Genomic DNA, 18069 nt, shown 5'->3' on the forward strand with positions numbered 1-18069 from the left:
TTGCGGGTGTGGCGGAATTGGCAGACGCACTAGACTTAGGATCTAGCGCCGCAAGGCGTGGGGGTTCGACTCCCTTCACCCGCACCATTTAATTTTATAACTGTCAGATTAAAAATATCTTATGCATTTTGCGGAAGTAGTTCAGTGGTAGAACACCACCTTGCCAAGGTGGGGGTCGCGAGTTCGAACCTCGTCTTCCGCTCCAAAATGCCGGGGTGGCGGAACTGGCAGACGCACAGGACTTAAAATCCTGCGGTGAGTGATCACCGTGCCGGTTCGATTCCGGCCCTCGGCACCATTTAATTTATTTTAATATATATTGCGCGCCCGTAGCTCAATTGGATAGAGCGTCTGACTACGGATCAGAAGGTTATGGGTTCGACTCCTGTCGGGCGCGCCAGATTATCGGAATGTAGCTCAGCTTGGTAGAGCACTTGGTTTGGGACCAAGGGGTCGTAGGTTCGAATCCTGTCATTCCGACCATTTAATGGGGCCTTAGCTCAGCTGGGAGAGCGCCTGCCTTGCACGCAGGAGGTCAGCGGTTCGATCCCGCTAGGCTCCACCATGAACCTTGAAAACTGAACAAGCAACGTTAATGAATACAGCTTCTTAAATGAAGCAAAAATGATTTCTAACCTAATAGTTAGAATCGCTAGCAAAGCAAATGAGCTTTCAAACTACTTTTATGGAGAGTTTGATCCTGGCTCAGGACGAACGCTGGCGGCGTGCCTAATACATGCAAGTCGAGCGAATGAATAGAGAAGCTTGCTTCTCTATGATTTAGCGGCGGACGGGTGAGTAACACGTGGGTAACCTGCCCTATAGACTGGGATAACTTCGGGAAACCGGAGCTAATACCGGATAATACTTTGAACCACATGGTTTAAAGTTGAAAGATGGTTTTGCTATCACTATAGGATGGACCCGCGGCGCATTAGCTAGTTGGTGAGGTAACGGCTCACCAAGGCAACGATGCGTAGCCGACCTGAGAGGGTGATCGGCCACACTGGGACTGAGACACGGCCCAGACTCCTACGGGAGGCAGCAGTAGGGAATCTTCCACAATGGACGAAAGTCTGATGGAGCAACGCCGCGTGAGTGAAGAAGGATTTCGGTTCGTAAAACTCTGTTGCAAGGGAAGAACAAGTAGCGTAGTAACTGGCGCTACCTTGACGGTACCTTGTTAGAAAGCCACGGCTAACTACGTGCCAGCAGCCGCGGTAATACGTAGGTGGCAAGCGTTGTCCGGAATTATTGGGCGTAAAGCGCGCGCAGGTGGTTCCTTAAGTCTGATGTGAAAGCCCCCGGCTCAACCGGGGAGGGTCATTGGAAACTGGGGAACTTGAGTGCAGAAGAGGATAGTGGAATTCCAAGTGTAGCGGTGAAATGCGTAGAGATTTGGAGGAACACCAGTGGCGAAGGCGACTGTCTGGTCTGTAACTGACACTGAGGCGCGAAAGCGTGGGGAGCAAACAGGATTAGATACCCTGGTAGTCCACGCCGTAAACGATGAGTGCTAAGTGTTGGGGGGTTTCCGCCCCTCAGTGCTGCAGCTAACGCATTAAGCACTCCGCCTGGGGAGTACGGTCGCAAGACTGAAACTCAAAGGAATTGACGGGGGCCCGCACAAGCGGTGGAGCATGTGGTTTAATTCGAAGCAACGCGAAGAACCTTACCAGGTCTTGACATCCCATTGACCACTGTAGAGATACAGTTTTCCCTTCGGGGACAACGGTGACAGGTGGTGCATGGTTGTCGTCAGCTCGTGTCGTGAGATGTTGGGTTAAGTCCCGCAACGAGCGCAACCCTTGTTCTTAGTTGCCATCATTTAGTTGGGCACTCTAAGGAGACTGCCGGTGATAAACCGGAGGAAGGTGGGGATGACGTCAAATCATCATGCCCCTTATGACCTGGGCTACACACGTGCTACAATGGACGGTACAAACGGTTGCCAACCCGCGAGGGGGAGCTAATCCGATAAAACCGTTCTCAGTTCGGATTGTAGGCTGCAACTCGCCTACATGAAGCCGGAATCGCTAGTAATCGCGGATCAGCATGCCGCGGTGAATACGTTCCCGGGCCTTGTACACACCGCCCGTCACACCACGAGAGTTTGTAACACCCGAAGTCGGTGAGGTAACCTTTTGGAGCCAGCCGCCGAAGGTGGGATAGATGATTGGGGTGAAGTCGTAACAAGGTAGCCGTATCGGAAGGTGCGGCTGGATCACCTCCTTTCTAAGGATATATTCGGAAACCTTCTCTTGGAGAAGGGGCTCATTAACGGTTGCTGTTCAGTTTTGAAGGTTTATGAATGAATTTTATATCTTTCTAAGAGGGCCTATAGCTCAGCTGGTTAGAGCGCACGCCTGATAAGCGTGAGGTCGATGGTTCGAGTCCATTTAGGCCCACCATATAAATTCTTTATATTACCTCTTATATATTTTTATTGGGGCCTTAGCTCAGCTGGGAGAGCGCCTGCCTTGCACGCAGGAGGTCAGCGGTTCGATCCCGCTAGGCTCCACCAAATCGTTCTTTGAAAACTGGATAAAACGACATTGATAAGTAATAAACAAACATAGATCAAGAAATTGATCGTGCAATATCCTTAAAATCTTACTTTTTAAGTAAGTTTAACTTTTGGTTAAGTTAATAAGGGCGCACGGTGGATGCCTTGGCACTAGGAGTCGATGAAGGACGGCACTAACACCGATATGCCTCGGGGAGCTGTAAGTAAGCTTTGATCCGGGGATTTCCGAATGGGGGAACCCACTATCTTTAATCGGATAGTATCTACACGTGAATACATAGCGTGATGAGGACAGACGCAGGGAACTGAAACATCTAAGTACCTGCAGGAACAGAAAGAAAATTCGATTCCCTGAGTAGCGGCGAGCGAAACGGGAAGAGCCCAAACCAAAGAGCTTGCTCTTTGGGGTTGTAGGACACTCTATACGGAGTTACAAAAGAATGATTTAGGCGAAGCGACTTGGAAAGGTCCGCAAGAGAAGGTAACAGCCCTGTAGCCAAAAAGTCATTCCCTCCAGAGTGGATCCTGAGTACGGCGGAACACGTGAAATTCCGTCGGAATCCGGGAGGACCATCTCCCAAGGCTAAATACTACCTAGTGACCGATAGTGAACCAGTACCGTGAGGGAAAGGTGAAAAGCACCCCGGAAGGGGAGTGAAATAGAACCTGAAACCGTGTGCCTACAAGTAGTTAGAGCCCGTTAATGGGTGATAGCGTGCCTTTTGTAGAATGAACCGGCGAGTTACGATTACGTGCGAGGTTAAGTTGAGAAGACGGAGCCGCAGCGAAAGCGAGTCTGAATAGGGCGAATTAGTATGTAGTCGTAGACCCGAAACCAGGTGATCTACCCATGTCCAGGATGAAGGTGAGGTAACACTTACTGGAGGTCCGAACCCACGTACGTTGAAAAGTGCGGGGATGAGGTGTGGGTAGCGGAGAAATTCCAATCGAACTTGGAGATAGCTGGTTCTCTCCGAAATAGCTTTAGGGCTAGCCTCGTGATGAAGAATACCGGAGGTAGAGCACTGTTTGGACTAGGGGGGCATCTCGCTTTACCGAATTCAGACAAACTCCGAATGCCGGATATTTATACACGGGAGTCAGACTGCGAGTGATAAGATCCGTAGTCAAGAGGGAAACAGCCCAGACCACCAGCTAAGGTCCCAAAGTAATCGTTAAGTGGAAAAGGATGTGGCGTTGCTTAGACAACCAGGATGTTGGCTTAGAAGCAGCCATCATTTAAAGAGTGCGTAATAGCTCACTGGTCGAGTGACGCTGCGCCGAAAATGTATCGGGGCTAAACGATTCACCGAAGCTGTGGATGCATACCGTTGGTATGCGTGGTAGGAGAGCGTTCTAAGGGCGTTGAAGTCAGACCGGAAGGACTGGTGGAGCGCTTAGAAGTGAGAATGCCGGTATGAGTAGCGAAACATGGGTGAGAATCCCATGCACCGTATGACTAAGGTTTCCTGAGGAAGGCTCGTCCGCTCAGGGTTAGTCGGGACCTAAGCCGAGGCCGATAGGCGTAGGCGATGGACAACAGGTTGATATTCCTGTACTACCTCCCCACCGTTTGAGAAATGGGGGGACGCAGTAGGGTAGGGTAAGCAGAGCGTTGGTTGTCTCTGTTCAAGCAGTAAGGTGTGTGCGTAGGCAAATCCGCGTACTGTAACATTGAGCTGTGATGACGACTCCGTATGGAGGAAGTTCCTGATCTCACACTGCCAAGAAAAGCCTCTATCGAGGTGGGAGGTACCCGTACCGCAAACCGACACAGGTAGTCGAGGAGAGAATCCTAAGGTGTGCGAGAGAACTCTCGTTAAGGAACTCGGCAAAATGACCCCGTAACTTCGGGAGAAGGGGTGCTCTTGAGCGTGCAAGCGCACGAGAGCCGCAGTGAATAGGCCCAGGCGACTGTTTAGCAAAAACACAGGTCTCTGCAAAACCGTAAGGTGACGTATAGGGGCTGACGCCTGCCCGGTGCTGGAAGGTTAAGAGGAGTGGTTAGCGCAAGCGAAGCTGCGAATTGAAGCCCCAGTAAACGGCGGCCGTAACTATAACGGTCCTAAGGTAGCGAAATTCCTTGTCGGGTAAGTTCCGACCCGCACGAAAGGCGTAACGATCTGGGCACTGTCTCAACGAGAGACTCGGTGAAATTATAGTACCTGTGAAGATGCAGGTTACCCGCGACAGGACGGAAAGACCCCGTGGAGCTTTACTGTAGCTTGATATTGAATTTTGGTACAACTTGTACAGGATAGGTAGGAGCCAGAGATCTCGGAGCGCCAGCTTCGAAGGAGGCGTCGGTGGGATACTACCCTGGTTGTATTGAACTTCTAACCCATGCCCCTTAGCGGGGTAGGAGACAGTGTCAGGCGGACAGTTTGACTGGGGCGGTCGCCTCCTAAAAGGTAACGGAGGCGCCCAAAGGTTCCCTCAGAATGGTTGGAAATCATTCGCAGAGTGTAAAGGCATAAGGGAGCTTGACTGCGAGACCTACAAGTCGAGCAGGGTCGAAAGACGGGCTTAGTGATCCGGTGGTTCCGCATGGAAGGGCCATCGCTCAACGGATAAAAGCTACCCCGGGGATAACAGGCTTATCTCCCCCAAGAGTCCACATCGACGGGGAGGTTTGGCACCTCGATGTCGGCTCATCGCATCCTGGGGCTGTAGTCGGTCCCAAGGGTTGGGCTGTTCGCCCATTAAAGCGGTACGCGAGCTGGGTTCAGAACGTCGTGAGACAGTTCGGTCCCTATCCGTCGTGGGCGTAGGAAATTTGAGAGGAGCTGTCCTTAGTACGAGAGGACCGGGATGGACACACCGCTGGTGTACCAGTTGTCTTGCCAAAGGCATCGCTGGGTAGCTATGTGTGGACGGGATAAGTGCTGAAAGCATCTAAGCATGAAGCCCCCCTCAAGATGAGATTTCCCATTACGCAAGTAAGTAAGACCCCTGAAAGACGATCAGGTAGATAGGTTCGAGGTGGAAGTGTGGCGACACATGTAGCTGACGAATACTAATCGGTCGAGGACTTAACCACATGTTTACGAACATCAATGAAACGTTTATCCAGTTTTGAAAGAATGAATTCTTTCAAACCAATAAGTGAAGTGATGATGGCAAAGAGGTCACACCTGTTCCCATACCGAACACAGAAGTTAAGCTCTTTAGCGTCGATGGTAGTTGGGGGTTTCCCCCTGTGAGAGTAGAACATCGCTTCGCACGAATGAAAAACCACTGAGAAATCAGTGGTTTTTTTGTGCTTTGTGCTATTAATTAAAAATATTAGAATTCTAATATGCTTCGCAACTGATTAATATAGGATTGACTAATAGGGAGTTCAGTTCCATCTTTCAGATGGATAATAAAGTTTGAAGTTAAATCACGAGTTATTTTTTTTATAAAGATAATATTAATAATATAAGAACGATGAATACGAATAAAAGTGCTAGGAAGCCTTGTTTGCAGCTCTTTTAAGGTAACGGCGGTTTTATATTGCTGCTTATTTGAATAAAACCATGTACGCTTTTGGAGGCTTTCAATATATGAAATTTGCTCAATCGGTACAGGAAACCAATCTTCTTGTTGTTTGCCAGTTAAAAATTGATATAAATTAGGTGCTTCTACTTTAAAGAGTGGTGGTAATACAACAACAAGAGCACCAAGTTGCCCATCTATTGTGATTGGATAACCAATTGCATAGTAAGGTGTATCGAATAAAGAGTTATCCATAACGGCGTCAATTTTTTTCTTCTCGTGTAGTATTTTATAGGCAATACTGTTCTTTGGTACAGGTGAGCCAATTGTTAATGAAAAGTTGTGATGGCCTGAACGGAAGTAAATAAATGTATCATTGACTGCAATGGCAATCGAGGCATCACTAGGAATCCAATCTTCTAAAATAATTTTATACTGTTCTAATACACTTTTTTCCACTTCAATTTTGTTTAAATTCAAATCGATTCCACTCCTTCTGTATTATCCAACTTTTAGTAACTTATCCTCCATATCCATTATTTCGTCCTGAAATTAACTTGTTTTATCAGAAAATAATGAAAAATTAAATTTTCTGTTATATATTATGTTACAGGAAGAACATCTGTTATGGAACAGTAAGATGATTGTTTTTTTAACAGAATTTTTATACACAAATGGGGAAGGTGGAAATTTTACATGGCAACTCGTCAAGAAAGAATCGAAGCTTTACAAAAGGATTGGGCAGAAAACACTCGTTGGAAAGGTATTGAGCGAGGTTATACAGCGGAAGAGGTTGTAAAATTACAGGGGTCATTCATTCAAGAGCAAACGTTAGCAAAACGCGGTGCTACACGCCTTTGGAAGTCGTTACATGAGCAACCATTTATCAATGCTTTAGGTGCTTTAACAGGTAACCAGGCAGTTCAACAAGTAAAAGCAGGTTTACAAGCAATCTACTTATCGGGGTGGCAAGTAGCAGCTGATGCAAACCTTTCTGGTCAAATGTATCCAGACCAATCATTATACCCAGCAAACTCTGTACCAGCAGTAGTAAAGCGTATTAACCAAGCGTTACAACGTGCAGATCAAATTGATCATTCAGAAGGTCGTGAAGATGGATTCGACTGGTTCGCGCCAATCGTAGCTGATGCTGAAGCAGGCTTCGGTGGTCCACTTAACGTCTTTGAATTAGTAAAAGGTATGGTTGAGGCAGGTGCTTCAGGCGTACACTTAGAGGACCAATTAGCTTCTGAGAAAAAATGTGGTCACTTAGGTGGTAAAGTATTATTACCTACACAAAACGCAGTACGTAACTTAATCGCGGCTCGTTTAGCAGCTGATGTAATGGGCGTTGATACAGTATTAATCGCACGTACAGATGCAGATGCTGCAGATATGGTAACTTCTGATATTGACCCACGCGATGCGGAATTCATTACTGGTGAACGTACTCCAGAAGGCTTCTACCGTACGAAACCTGGTATTAAGCAAGCAATCGCTCGTGGTTTAGCGTATGCACCGTATGCGGATTTAATTTGGTGTGAGACTTCTCATCCATCATTAGAAGAAGCGCGTGAATTTGCAGCAGCAATTCATGCTGAGTTCCCAGGGAAAATGTTAGCGTACAACTGCTCGCCATCATTTAACTGGAAAGCAAAATTATCTGATGAAGAAATCGCTGAGTACCAACGTGAATTAGGGAAGCTTGGTTATAAGTTCCAATTCATTACACTTGCTGGTTTCCACAGCTTAAACTACTCAATGTTCGAGCTTGCACATGACTACAAAGATAATGGTATGGCTGCGTATTCGAAATTACAACAAGCTGAATTTGCGGCTGAAAGTAAAGGATATACAGCAACTCGTCACCAACGTGAAGTGGGTACAGGATACTTTGATGAAGTATCACAAACAATTTCAGGTGGTCAGTCTTCTACTACTGCAATGGCTGGTTCAACTGAAACGGAGCAATTCGTGTAAGATTTACTTGGATATGAACAATGCCTAAGTTAAGTACTACAAATCATTAAATTTTAATAAGTGACGGTTCGTTTTTAGGATGCTATTGGGGGATAGTCATCTAGTAGAACTTTGTTATGCCGAAGCAGAGATCGAAGAAAAACTCACTATGTTACCTATTAAAATTTAACTTTTATGGATATAACTTTGAACAACTCTCAACTACTACATCAATGTCGAATTGGAACGCGGCGTTGATACGGGATTGCCTCCCACTATATATAAAACTTAGGGGTATTTTATAAAAGGAAATATGTCTTTCTAATCGGGATGGGGTTAGAAAGGCATTTTCTTATTTCTAAGAAAGGGGATAAAAGGAATGAAAAATCAAGAATTATTACTTGTACCGGGTCCGACACCGGTTGTTGATGAAATTTACGATGCGTTAGCAAGTGAAACGCGTGGACATACGGATCCGCGTTTTGTTGAAACGTTTAAACGAGCAATTGAAAATACGAAGCAGCTCTTTCAAACAGATGGAGAGGTGTATATTGTAGCGGGTTCAGGAACACTTGCGATGGAAATGGCTATTGTGAATACAGTAGCACGTGGGGAGCGGCTACTCGTTATTAGTCATGGTTATTTTGGAGATCGCTTTACACCGCTTGCGAAAGCTTTTGGTATGGAAGTGGACGTATTACAAGCGACATGGGGGGAACATATTGATTTAGCGCTTGTACAGCAAGCATTAAGCGATAACGTATATAAAGCGGTTACAATTACACATGCGGATACATCAACAGGCGTGTCTTCCGATTTAGACAAGCTAATTCCACTTATTAAGGCAACAGGTGCGCTTGTCATTATAGATGGTGTTGTGGCAACGGCTGCATTGCACGAAGATATGAGTAAGGCATACGGTGGGAATGAACAATATAAAATCGATATTGTATTAACAGGATCACAAAAAGCGATTGGCATTCCTCCAGGTTTGGCTATCATGGCTTTTAGCAAACAAGCATTGGCAGCGCGTGCACAAATGGAAAGTGTGCCAGCTTATTATGCAGATATTGAAAATTGGCGTCCGATTATGAACAACCCAGCACTGTATTTTGCGACGCCTCCTGTCAATTTAATTTATGCCTATGATGTAGCATTACAAATGGTATTGCAAGAAGGGATGAAACAACGTGAAGCGCGCCATATTGCGTTTGGTAAGGCCATTCGTGCAGCATTGTGTACATATGGCATGATGCCGCTAGCTAAGGAAGATGTAGCAGCACCTACATTAAGCTGTATTTTGTATCCTGAGGGTGTAGACGATGCAAAATTCCGTGCGAGTTTAGCAAATCAAGGAGTTATTGTGGCGGGGGCTTTGGCACATCTGGCAGGGAAGGCATTTCGTATTGGCCATATGGGAAATACGACGGCTTCAATGCTCGAACAAGCGGTTAGTTGCATAGGGAAATCCCTTCAAGAGCAAGGAATCCATGCAAATATTGAAGAAGCGCTACATGCATTTTCGGAGCAAATGGAGTTGTCTGTACGTAGCTAAATCGATCAAGGGTCTGTCCGAAAATTTACTTCGGTACAGACCCTTTTTTAGGAATGTTGTTCAATCGCTTGTTTTAGCCATCTTGTTGCTTCTTGATAGTCTTGTGCAACACCGAGCCCTTTTTTGTAGAGCATGCCGAGCTGGAATTTTGCTTTATTATGCCCTTGCTGTGCAGCAAGGCGATACCATTTGGCTGCTTCTTGATAGTCTTGGGCGATCCCTTCACCATTTGCATACATTTGTGCCAGTTGGAATTGAGCCTTGCTATGCTCTTTTTTTGCAGCAAGGGAAATCCATTTGAAGGCTTCGATAAAGTCTTGCTTTGTGCCAAGTCCTTTATCAAAAATATTTCCGAGTTGATATTGTGCACTGACATGTCCTTGCTCGGCAGCTAAACGATAGCAATGGCGAGCTTCATCGTAATTTGTTTTGGTGCCAAGACCTTTTTCATATAAAAGACCGAGCTGGTATTCGGCTTCTGCATCGTTTTGAGTAGTAGCCGCACGGAACCATTTAAAAGCTTCTTGGTAATTTGGCAAGTTTTGCTCATCGCCTAAAGCAAGTAATCCGAGCTGTAGCTGTGCTTGTACATGGTTGTGAATGGCCGCACGTTTGAGCCATTTACTACCGGTTTCCCTATGTCCTGTTTCGATATAGAGCATGCCTAAATCAAAATTCGCGCTAATATGTTCGTTTGCTGCTGCTTTTAACAGCCATTCGATTGCTTGTGTGTTGGCTATTTTAGAAGGTTGCTGTTTATAAATAAGACCAAGCGAATACTGCGCGTTCGTATGTCCATGATTGGCTGCGAGTGTGAGCCATTTGATCGCTTCTTCTTCATTTTGAGCAACCCCTTGGCCGGCTTTATAGAGCAGGGCGAGCTGGAATTGAGCGCTTGTATGCTGTTGCATAGCGGCTGATAAAAACCAGCAAGCTGCTTCTCCAAACGATTGCTTCACCCCTCGCCCTTTGGAATGCAGGTAGCCGAGATTGTATTGAGCGCTTGCATCCCCAGCGTTTGCCGCTTGTAAAAATAATTCTGCGGATTTTGTATAATCCTGAGCAACCCCTTGTCCATTATGATATAAAAAACCGAGATTGTTCATGGCACTCGTATTGCCCTGTGCGATGGCGAGCTCATACCATTTGGCGGCCTCCTTAAAGTTTTGGGGGACGCCCTTACCTTGATTATATAAAGAGCCAAGATTGTATTGCGCATCGGGATTGCCAGCAGTAGCGGCTAATTCGTACAGTTCTACGGCCTTTTGCTCATCCTGCTCGACCCCATTGCCAAGCTGATACAACACCCCTAGAGCATATTGCGCATTTGTATCGTGCTGATTAGCGGCCAGAGTATACCATTTAGCTGCCTCTTTATAATTACGCTTAACGCCCTTGCCATGATTGTACAAAACACCGAGATTGTATTGGGCGCTGCTATTGCCTTCTTGAGCTGCGACTAAAAACCATTTAGCGGCATCTTCATAATCCTGCGTTGCTAGATCAAATGGTTCATTGGAGCTAGTTGTTGGGAGATTTCCTACCTCTAATAGTGCATCTTTTGTTAATTTTTCGCCCTTGGATAAGTTATGAATATACCAGTCTGTGACATCAATTAAATAGTCCAATACCATTTGGGCTACTTTTGTATCGATTAATTCATTGGCATTCATGGATGACATTTTTTGAATTAAATTCATCAATAAATACATGCGACGTGGTTTTATTTTTTCAATAAAGTTTTTATTATTTAGGAGTGTGCGTAACTCACTTTTTGTGCCATCTTTGTTCATGTCTTTGGCGTATAAATCGCGTACGATAATGCTTAAGGCTAGATTTGCCTTTTTTAAAGACAGATTCGGCTTGGAAATGGTATATCGTGCAGCGCCTTGAAGTGCTTCCGTAAGTGGGCGATGTGTTTCTGGAATCGTATTGCAAATTGTTGTGAGTAAGTCGCGATCTACCATAATGGCGTCACTCCTTCCGATTTTTGTTAACTACTCTTTTTATCGGAAAGTTCTAAAAAAAGTGCAGTTTTTCTCTCAGCGGTCATGTCGGACATTGTAATTTGTTGGAATAGTCGATAAACTTTAGTAAAGAGTTCTAGTTTAAAGGAGCATAAAAATGGAGAAAGCTATTGTGTTAATCCCCGCATTGAACCCATTACCAACCATTGTGCACTTTGTAGAAAAGTTAAAAATGCTCGCAATCGAAAAAATTATTATTATCAATGATGGTAGTGATGTGAAATATAATGAGATTTTTAAGCAATTGCTCAAGCAAGATTGTATTGTTTTGACGCATGAGCGAAATATTGGAAAGGGTCAGGCGTTAAAGACAGGCATGGCTTATATTGCGAAATCGTCTTTACATGCAAAAGGGGTCATAATTGTTGGGGCGCATGGGCAGCATTCGATTTTAGATATCGAACAGATTTTGGCTAGCACAAAGATTTTTTCAGATGGTATTGTATTAGGCATTCGTGATTTTAAAGGTTCCGATTACCCACTAATTAGTCAGCTACATAATCGCGCTAGCTCCATGCTATTTGAGCTGTTTTTTCATAAGCGTTTATTAGATACACAGACTGGCTTGCGCTATATTCCGAGAGTGCATTTGTCCTGGCTTTTAAAGGTAAAGGGGGAGTCATTTCGCTATGATACGAATATGCTTGTTGAGGCCATTAAGCGAAAAATCCCTTTATACGAAGTGCCAATCGGTCATGCCAAATTGCGGAAAAACGCTATTCTTTACTATGATGAGGTAACGAATCACGCACAAGTATTGCAACAAATTTGGATTAATTTCTTTCATAAAGACGATTCAATGAATGAAACTTTTTCAAAGCGAAAACGTAAATAACTTGTACCTTACTTTGTGGAAATATTGGATGGAGGAAGCGTTATGGAACCTAATTACAATTTCGATAAAATGATTGACGGTCAGGAAAAACATTATACTGATAATAAATTTTTAAATAAATTTTCGAATTTCGGTGGAGGTTTAGGGAAAAAAGCGATGCAGGCAGCAGCAACCTTGTATGTTGCTCTGCGCAGTCCGGACATGCCAAAGACGAATAAAATAATTGTGCTTGCGGCGTTAGGCTATTTTATTTTACCGCTTGATTTAGTCGTGGACTTTTTACCTGTTGTCGGTTTGACAGATGACACATTTGTGATCTTAACGGCATTAGGAAAGGTGTATTTATCGATTACGGATGAAATGAAACTAGAGGCAAAGGAACTCGTTGAGACAAGGATTACTCAAAAACAGGAATAATAGCTAAAAAGGCTTATTTGCACGCGGATATGACGGGCAAACAAGCCTTTGAATTAATGAAGTTGAATTTGCTCAAATGCATGTAAGCCACGCTGAAAAATAGATTCTAGCGGCTTATCCTTACAAAGCTCGATGTGAATTGCTGGATACATTTGTTGAATTTCCTCTGTGACGGCCTGTAAAATAAACGGATTATGTTTGAGTACACCGCCGTTGAAAAATAATGAATGCGCTTCATTGTGATAGCCTATATTTTTTAACGAAGTGGTAATGAGCAAGACAAGTTCCTGTACCGCATCATGGGCAATTTTTTGTGCTACGGAGTCGTTTTGCTCAACCGCTTGCTGTAAAAACGAACTAAAATGGGCTAATCGACTATTTGTATAGTCCGATGAATAAATGTAATTGTATAGCTCATCGGTTGAATGGACTTGATGAGCTTGTAAAATAAACTCAGTTAATACGGTTGCTTCGTTGCGTCCATCAGCGGCGCGGAAGATAGCTTTGGCGATTTGCTTGCCAATCCAATAGCCGCCACCTTCATCTCCAATACGATGTCCCCAGCCCCCTGTACGGCTCATTTTTTCATCCATCAAGCTGTAGCAGATAGCCCCTGTTCCCGAAATAAGTAGACTAACATTGTTTTTTCCGAGTCCTTTAGCAGTTGCCTCCACATCATTTTCTAAAATGATATGACCAAATGTAAAGGGACTACGCTCAATACTTTGCTGAATCATTTCCCCAACGATTTTTTCATCCTGTAGAGTATCCACCCCGGCAATCGCAAATACCGCGACGTCGATGTGTAAGCTTGGTAAATGCGCGGCTGCACTGCGTAAAAGCCCTGTAAAGACGTGCTGTACATGCTCCACGCCAACTGCTTGGTAGTTTGAACTGGTAGATGTGGCACTAAAAAGCTCACGCCCATCTGCTGTGCGAATGGTCATAACGGTCTTCGTTGCGCCACCATCCACTGCTAGTATGTAATGATTAGTCATGCTGTCCCCACTCCTTTAAAATTTGGTTGAGCTTTTCTTCAGCTTGTAAAATCGTATCCGTTTTCTCACGTAGCCAGTTTTCAAGAGTGACGGTAGCGTTCGTAGCCTGCATTAATGATTCGCGCATCGTAGCGGGCGCAGGGCCACCTTTTAATGTTCGAATATGAACGAAGTATTCCGGCTGTATGGATTGGTAAAAGGCGATTTCGTTAATTTGTAATGCCTTTCCGGTTACTTCCATGCATTTCTCATTGGCTAATTGCCAGGTTAAGCCGCTAAGGGATTCCTGGTGCTGGGCAAGTAGCTCACGCACGCAAAGACTGACAATTTTATGTGATTGGCGGAATGAAATATTTTCAGAGCGCACGAGTGTATCGGCCAGCTCCGTTACGTTGGCAAAGCTGTTTTTCGCACGCTGCAATAGGCTCTCCTTATTAACATCCATCGTGACGATTAAGCTACCAAAAAGCTTGTAAATGCCGATTAATTTATCAATAGCGCGCCATAAGTAAGGTTGCATATCGTCTTCTGTATCGACAATATCTCCAAACGGCGTGTTGTGTACCATTTGTAAAACGGTTGAGGCATCCCCGACAACAGAAGATAATAAGGAACGCGTATGTTCGATGGATACGGGATTGCGCTTTTGCGGCATAATGGAGCTGATCTGTACATAAGGACTTGCAAGCTTAAAGGCATTGAACTCCTGTGTGGCCCATAATAAGAAATCCTGTGAAGTACGCCCTAAATTAAGTGCTGCTAGTTGGACAACACTTGCAGCCTCAGCAATATAGTCGGCCCCGGCTACAGCATCCCAGGCGTTTTCAATGAGATCGTCAAAGGCAAGAAGCTGTTGCATCCGTTCTCGACTAATTGGAAAACCTGTTGTAGTTAATGCAGCTGCCCCCATACTACTGCGGTTAATGGTTGTATAGGCGGCTTGCATTCGTTGATAATCGCGTGTTAATTGATCGATAACGGCCTTTAAATAATGGGCGAATGTCGTTGGCTGCGCTTGCTGCGTATGTGTATAGCCAATCATAATCGTTTCGACATGCTCCTCCGCAAAGGCGATGAGTGCGCTGCGTAAATTGAGAAGCTCTTGCATCAGCGTAAGCATTTTTTTTCGCAACGTCATGCGGTAAATGGCGATACCCATATCATTGCGGCTACGGCCAATGTGTAAATTACCTGAAATATCACCGCCGAGCTCAATTAATTTATTTTCAATCCGGAAAAATAAATCCTCGAATTGCGGGTTATAATCATGCGTTTTATAATAATCTAAATCTAATTGCTGGATGGCTTGCCCAATTTGTCGAGCCTGCTGAGAAGTCACTAAATGCTGTTCTTCTAGCATTTTTAAATGAGCGATATGAATTTGGACCATGGAATTTAAAAAATGTTTGCGTGCTTCGTCATAGGCGGGTTGTAGCACCATTTGACGATAGCTATTAGAAGGAAAATGAACGCCCTCTTTTTCATTCACTTGATTACGAAAATCTTGAAAAAACATGTCTTATTGCCTCCATTCAACGCACCATACTTCTAATTGTACACTTTAATTTTACAATTATTAGAATATTAAAGCAATTTAAAATGAAAAGAGCGAGCTGATTGGCTATCAGCTCGCTCTTTCGTTGTTATACCTTATGTTTTTTAGCAGCAAAATACGACGGTAATGTCATGCCGATCAGCACAAGCAGTATTCCACCGACTTGTAACACGGTTAAGCTTTCCTTTAAGACGATTACAGATACAATAATCGCTACAGGTAGCTCCATCGCACTTAAAATCGATACGAGACCACCGCCCACTTTTGGTGCAGCGATCGAAAATAATAAAATCGGTAAAATAATCCCGAAGAGTCCAAGTACTAAGCCAAACTTCCAAAGCCCCGCTGATAATTGTCCGTTCCATAAAATTTCAGGTGATAAAAATAATGAAATAACGACAAGAGAAACAATGGATAGGATGAAGGTACGCCCGATTGTCGTGACACCTTCCACAGGGCGGGAATTGACTTGTAAAAAGGCAGCAAAGCTAAAGGCAGCTGCTAAGCCAAGTGCCCATCCTTGCCAAGCAATTTGCGATAGATCCACATCTAAAATCCCGGCTGCTAAAATCGTTCCGGCAAGTAAAAAGCCGAGCGAAATCAGCTCGATGCGGCTTGGGAATCGTTTTTTTATAAAGCAGTCCATAAAAAGACCAATCCACGTAAATTGGAATAGCATAACGACTGCGAGTGATGCTGGTAAATAGTTTAAGCTTTGTCCATACACAATTCCGGTAACGGCTGTGAAGGAACCTGCTAATAAAAGGGTAATGGCACCGGATTTTGATACTTTTGGTATGGTGCGTTGTGTTGTAACAAAGAGTAAAAATGCTAAAAAGAAGCCAAAAAGATATTGGCTTGTAATTGCTTCAGCAGAGGTAAAGCCATGCTGCATTGCAACTTTTACAATGGTCGATAAAATCCCATAGCTACTAGAGGCAATGACGATTAATAATGGATAAATCCAATTTGGTTTCATAAGTACTTCTTCCTATTCTATTAGAGCGACTTCACCATATGATGAAACGGTTCGTTAATAATTGTCCACGGCTCTGTCACGACAAAGCCCATACGTTCGTAAAGCCGACGTGCATCTAGCTTTTCTAGTTCTACATTTAACGACAACTTTTGATAGCCAAGCTCTTTCGCATGTTGTTCAGAAAAATGGAGTAATTTTGTACCAATGCCGAGTCCACGGGCGTTGGGTGCAACACAAATCGTATCAATATAGTATTCATCAGGATGTGCTTCCACATCTAATGTTACGTGAATGTTTTTCTTGGCAAGCTGTTGTTCTAATTGGCGATCAAGCGCATCTCCCTGCTGCCCATCATATAAAACGACGATTCCTAAAATGTCGTTGTCCTTTACCGCTACAAATGTATTTAAATAGCTGTGACGATTTGTTGTTTCTGTAACAAATTGCTCCAAGGAATTAAAAATGCTTGATAAATCCTGCTCACCAGTTAAATTATTTGCAATGTCTCCAATCGCGTCATAAATTAAAGGAGCAATCTTTTTTGCGTCCTGTGGTGTTGCTTGTCGAATGGGAATTGTCATGTAAATCCTCTCCTTATCGAACAAAGTATAACAGAAATGTGACATATACGCGAAAAGAGTTACTGTCAGAATAGTATAAAGTTTTATGGATATATCATATTTGTGGTAAATTAATAAGAATAACAATGTCGGAGGTTAGACAACTCATGAGTCAGGTAGACAAAGAATTCGTGCTCATTTATGGAGACGCATTCGTTGATTATATTGCAAATGATACTACAAATACATCATTTACAAAGTTTTTAGGCGGTGCAACGATTAATGTTGCAGCGGGAATTAGCCGAATTGGTGCACCTTCTGCACTGATTACGATTACAGGGGATGACGAAACATCGGAATTTTGTCGTCAAGAGATTATGAATGAAGGCGTAAATTTAGACTATGCCGTATTTGATCCAACAAAACGTGTTAGCGGTGTGTATGTTCACTTAACGGAAAACTGCGAACGTGAATTTAAAGATTATGTCGATGAGACGCCACATTTACAAGTAACACCAGCGCAATTACAGGAAGAAGCATTCAAACGAGCTTCGGTATTTAATGTTTGCTCTGGGACAATGTTTGAACCTACTGCGCTTAAAACAACACGTGCAGCCGTTGATATGGCAAAGGACAAGGGTGCCATCATCGCGATTGATGCCAATATTCGACCACTGCGCTGGGAATCAGAAGAAATTTGCCGCGAAACGGTTGCCGAATTTTTTGAGGATGCGGATATTTTAAAGCTAACAGATGAAGAGCTGTTCTTCTTAACTGAAACGACAACAATTGAAGAGGGCTTAGCGAAATTAGACGAGCTATTAGTACCGATTGTGTTAATTACAGTAGGGGGCGATGGTGCCTATGCCGTATTGAATGGGGAAGTTATCCATGTTCCAGTAGAACGTATTGTACCTGTAGATACAACAGGCGCAGGAGATGCCTTTATGGCGGGTGTTTTACGCTACGTGCACTTCAACGGATTGCCAACCGTCAAAGAGGATTTAGTGAAATGTGTGGCCTTTGGCAATAAATTAGGTGCCCTTGCTGCAACAAAGGCAGGCGCATTAACTGCATTACCGAGCTATGAAGAAATTAAACATTTGATTGAACAATAAGATGATAAGGAAGCCCTAATGGATAAAAGGGGCTTCCTTATTTTATTTCGGCACTCTAAAAG

At 44.0% G+C, this 18069-nt stretch carries 11 protein-coding genes, 8 tRNA genes and 3 rRNA genes; 16 read left to right on the forward strand and 6 right to left on the reverse strand.

The genetic code is table 11. From position 1 onward, the window contains the following. Positions 1-2: 2 nt before the first annotated feature. The 11 genes from MKX47_RS00620 to rrf all read left to right on the forward strand — a co-directional run bounded on the left by MKX47_RS00620 (position 3) and on the right by rrf (position 5749). Positions 3-87, forward strand: a tRNA-Leu gene (locus tag MKX47_RS00620). A 43-nt stretch (positions 88-130) separates the two neighbouring features. Then, positions 131-205: transfer RNA gene (locus MKX47_RS00625), tRNA-Gly, on the forward strand. 4 nt (positions 206-209) lie between these two features. Continuing rightward, positions 210-298 (forward strand) — tRNA-Leu (locus MKX47_RS00630). Positions 299-323: 25 nt separating this feature from the next. Further along, positions 324-400, forward strand: a tRNA-Arg gene (locus MKX47_RS00635). A 6-nt stretch (positions 401-406) separates the two neighbouring features. Then, positions 407-483: transfer RNA gene (locus tag MKX47_RS00640), tRNA-Pro, on the forward strand. A 6-nt stretch (positions 484-489) separates the two neighbouring features. Continuing rightward, positions 490-565: transfer RNA gene (locus MKX47_RS00645), tRNA-Ala, on the forward strand. A gap of 117 nt (positions 566-682) precedes the next feature. Continuing rightward, a 16S ribosomal RNA gene (locus tag MKX47_RS00650) occupies positions 683-2235 on the forward strand. Between the two features lie 99 nt (positions 2236-2334). Continuing rightward, positions 2335-2411, forward strand: a tRNA-Ile gene (locus MKX47_RS00655). 37 nt (positions 2412-2448) lie between these two features. Further along, positions 2449-2524, forward strand: a tRNA-Ala gene (locus tag MKX47_RS00660). 115 nt (positions 2525-2639) lie between these two features. Beyond that, positions 2640-5567: ribosomal RNA gene (locus MKX47_RS00665) — 23S ribosomal RNA — on the forward strand. A gap of 66 nt (positions 5568-5633) precedes the next feature. Next, a 5S ribosomal RNA gene (gene rrf, locus MKX47_RS00670) occupies positions 5634-5749 on the forward strand. The 16S, 23S and 5S rRNA genes sit together here with 8 tRNA genes alongside, the layout of an rRNA operon. A 63-nt stretch (positions 5750-5812) precedes the next feature. Here rrf and MKX47_RS00675 read toward each other — a convergent pair. Then, entirely contained in the window at positions 5813-6484 is a 672-nt protein-coding gene (locus MKX47_RS00675; protein WP_340770039.1) for a LytTR family DNA-binding domain-containing protein, read from the reverse strand. A gap of 216 nt (positions 6485-6700) precedes the next feature. On the opposite strand from MKX47_RS00675, the gene aceA reads away from it, so the two are divergent. Next, positions 6701-7984, forward strand: a complete 1284-nt coding sequence (aceA, locus tag MKX47_RS00680; protein ID WP_340770042.1) for an isocitrate lyase — start codon at positions 6701-6703, stop codon at positions 7982-7984. 358 nt (positions 7985-8342) lie between these two features. Next, complete coding sequence (locus tag MKX47_RS00685) at positions 8343-9518, forward strand: pyridoxal-phosphate-dependent aminotransferase family protein (RefSeq protein WP_340770044.1); 1176 nt, start codon at positions 8343-8345, stop codon at positions 9516-9518. Positions 9519-9565: 47 nt separating this feature from the next. Here MKX47_RS00685 and MKX47_RS00690 read toward each other — a convergent pair whose 3' ends face one another. Next, a complete protein-coding gene (locus tag MKX47_RS00690) occupies positions 9566-11485 on the reverse strand; it encodes an SEL1-like repeat protein (protein ID WP_340770046.1) in 1920 nt (639 codons plus the stop codon). 157 nt (positions 11486-11642) lie between these two features. On the opposite strand from MKX47_RS00690, the gene MKX47_RS00695 reads away from it, so the two are divergent. Beyond that, entirely contained in the window at positions 11643-12380 is a 738-nt protein-coding gene (locus tag MKX47_RS00695; protein ID WP_340770048.1) for a glycosyltransferase family 2 protein, read from the forward strand. A 42-nt stretch (positions 12381-12422) separates the two neighbouring features. Beyond that, positions 12423-12797 (forward strand): YkvA family protein, encoded by a 375-nt coding sequence (locus tag MKX47_RS00700; RefSeq protein WP_340770050.1) that lies wholly within the window; start codon positions 12423-12425, stop codon positions 12795-12797. A 53-nt stretch (positions 12798-12850) separates the two neighbouring features. Here MKX47_RS00700 and MKX47_RS00705 read toward each other — a convergent pair whose 3' ends face one another. The 4 genes from MKX47_RS00705 to MKX47_RS00720 form a co-directional block, all read right to left on the reverse strand. Continuing rightward, positions 12851-13795, reverse strand: coding sequence for an N-acetylglucosamine kinase (locus MKX47_RS00705; protein ID WP_340770052.1), 945 nt, complete (start codon positions 13793-13795; stop codon positions 12851-12853). Continuing rightward, positions 13788-15311, reverse strand: coding sequence for an argininosuccinate lyase (gene argH / locus MKX47_RS00710; RefSeq protein ID WP_340770054.1), 1524 nt, complete (start codon positions 15309-15311; stop codon positions 13788-13790). The genes MKX47_RS00705 and argH overlap by 8 nt, the downstream gene beginning before the upstream one ends. A gap of 127 nt (positions 15312-15438) precedes the next feature. Further along, on the reverse strand, positions 15439-16329 hold the full coding sequence (locus tag MKX47_RS00715) for a DMT family transporter (RefSeq protein WP_340770056.1): 891 nt from the start codon (positions 16327-16329) through the stop codon (positions 15439-15441). Positions 16330-16349: 20 nt separating this feature from the next. Next, positions 16350-16910 (reverse strand): GNAT family N-acetyltransferase, encoded by a 561-nt coding sequence (locus MKX47_RS00720; RefSeq protein WP_340770058.1) that lies wholly within the window; start codon positions 16908-16910, stop codon positions 16350-16352. Between the two features lie 146 nt (positions 16911-17056). Between MKX47_RS00720 and MKX47_RS00725 the strand changes: the two genes are divergently transcribed. After that, positions 17057-18007, forward strand: a complete 951-nt coding sequence (locus MKX47_RS00725) for a carbohydrate kinase family protein (RefSeq protein WP_340770060.1) — start codon at positions 17057-17059, stop codon at positions 18005-18007. The last annotated feature ends 62 nt before the right edge of the window (positions 18008-18069 follow it).

It is taken from the genome of Solibacillus sp. FSL R7-0668 (assembly GCF_038006205.1).
Taxonomy (GTDB): Bacteria; Bacillota; Bacilli; order Bacillales_A; family Planococcaceae; genus Solibacillus.

Excerpts from the sequence above, each read along its gene's own strand:
- aceA (WP_340770042.1), top strand. The coding sequence starts at position 6,701 with ATGGCAACTCGTCAAGAAAGAATCGAAGCTTTACAAAAGGATTGGGCA.
- MKX47_RS00725 (WP_340770060.1), top strand. The coding sequence starts at position 17,057 with ATGAGTCAGGTAGACAAAGAATTCGTGCTCATTTATGGAGACGCATTC.
- MKX47_RS00690 (WP_340770046.1), bottom strand. The coding sequence starts at position 11,485 with ATGGTAGATCGCGACTTACTCACAACAATTTGCAATACGATTCCAGAA.
- MKX47_RS00705 (WP_340770052.1), bottom strand. The coding sequence starts at position 13,795 with ATGACTAATCATTACATACTAGCAGTGGATGGTGGCGCAACGAAGACC.
- MKX47_RS00715 (WP_340770056.1), bottom strand. The coding sequence starts at position 16,329 with ATGAAACCAAATTGGATTTATCCATTATTAATCGTCATTGCCTCTAGT.
- argH (WP_340770054.1), bottom strand. The coding sequence starts at position 15,311 with ATGTTTTTTCAAGATTTTCGTAATCAAGTGAATGAAAAAGAGGGCGTT.
- MKX47_RS00685 (WP_340770044.1), top strand. The coding sequence starts at position 8,343 with ATGAAAAATCAAGAATTATTACTTGTACCGGGTCCGACACCGGTTGTT.
- MKX47_RS00700 (WP_340770050.1), top strand. The coding sequence starts at position 12,423 with ATGGAACCTAATTACAATTTCGATAAAATGATTGACGGTCAGGAAAAA.
- MKX47_RS00695 (WP_340770048.1), top strand. The coding sequence starts at position 11,643 with ATGGAGAAAGCTATTGTGTTAATCCCCGCATTGAACCCATTACCAACC.
- MKX47_RS00720 (WP_340770058.1), bottom strand. The coding sequence starts at position 16,910 with ATGACAATTCCCATTCGACAAGCAACACCACAGGACGCAAAAAAGATT.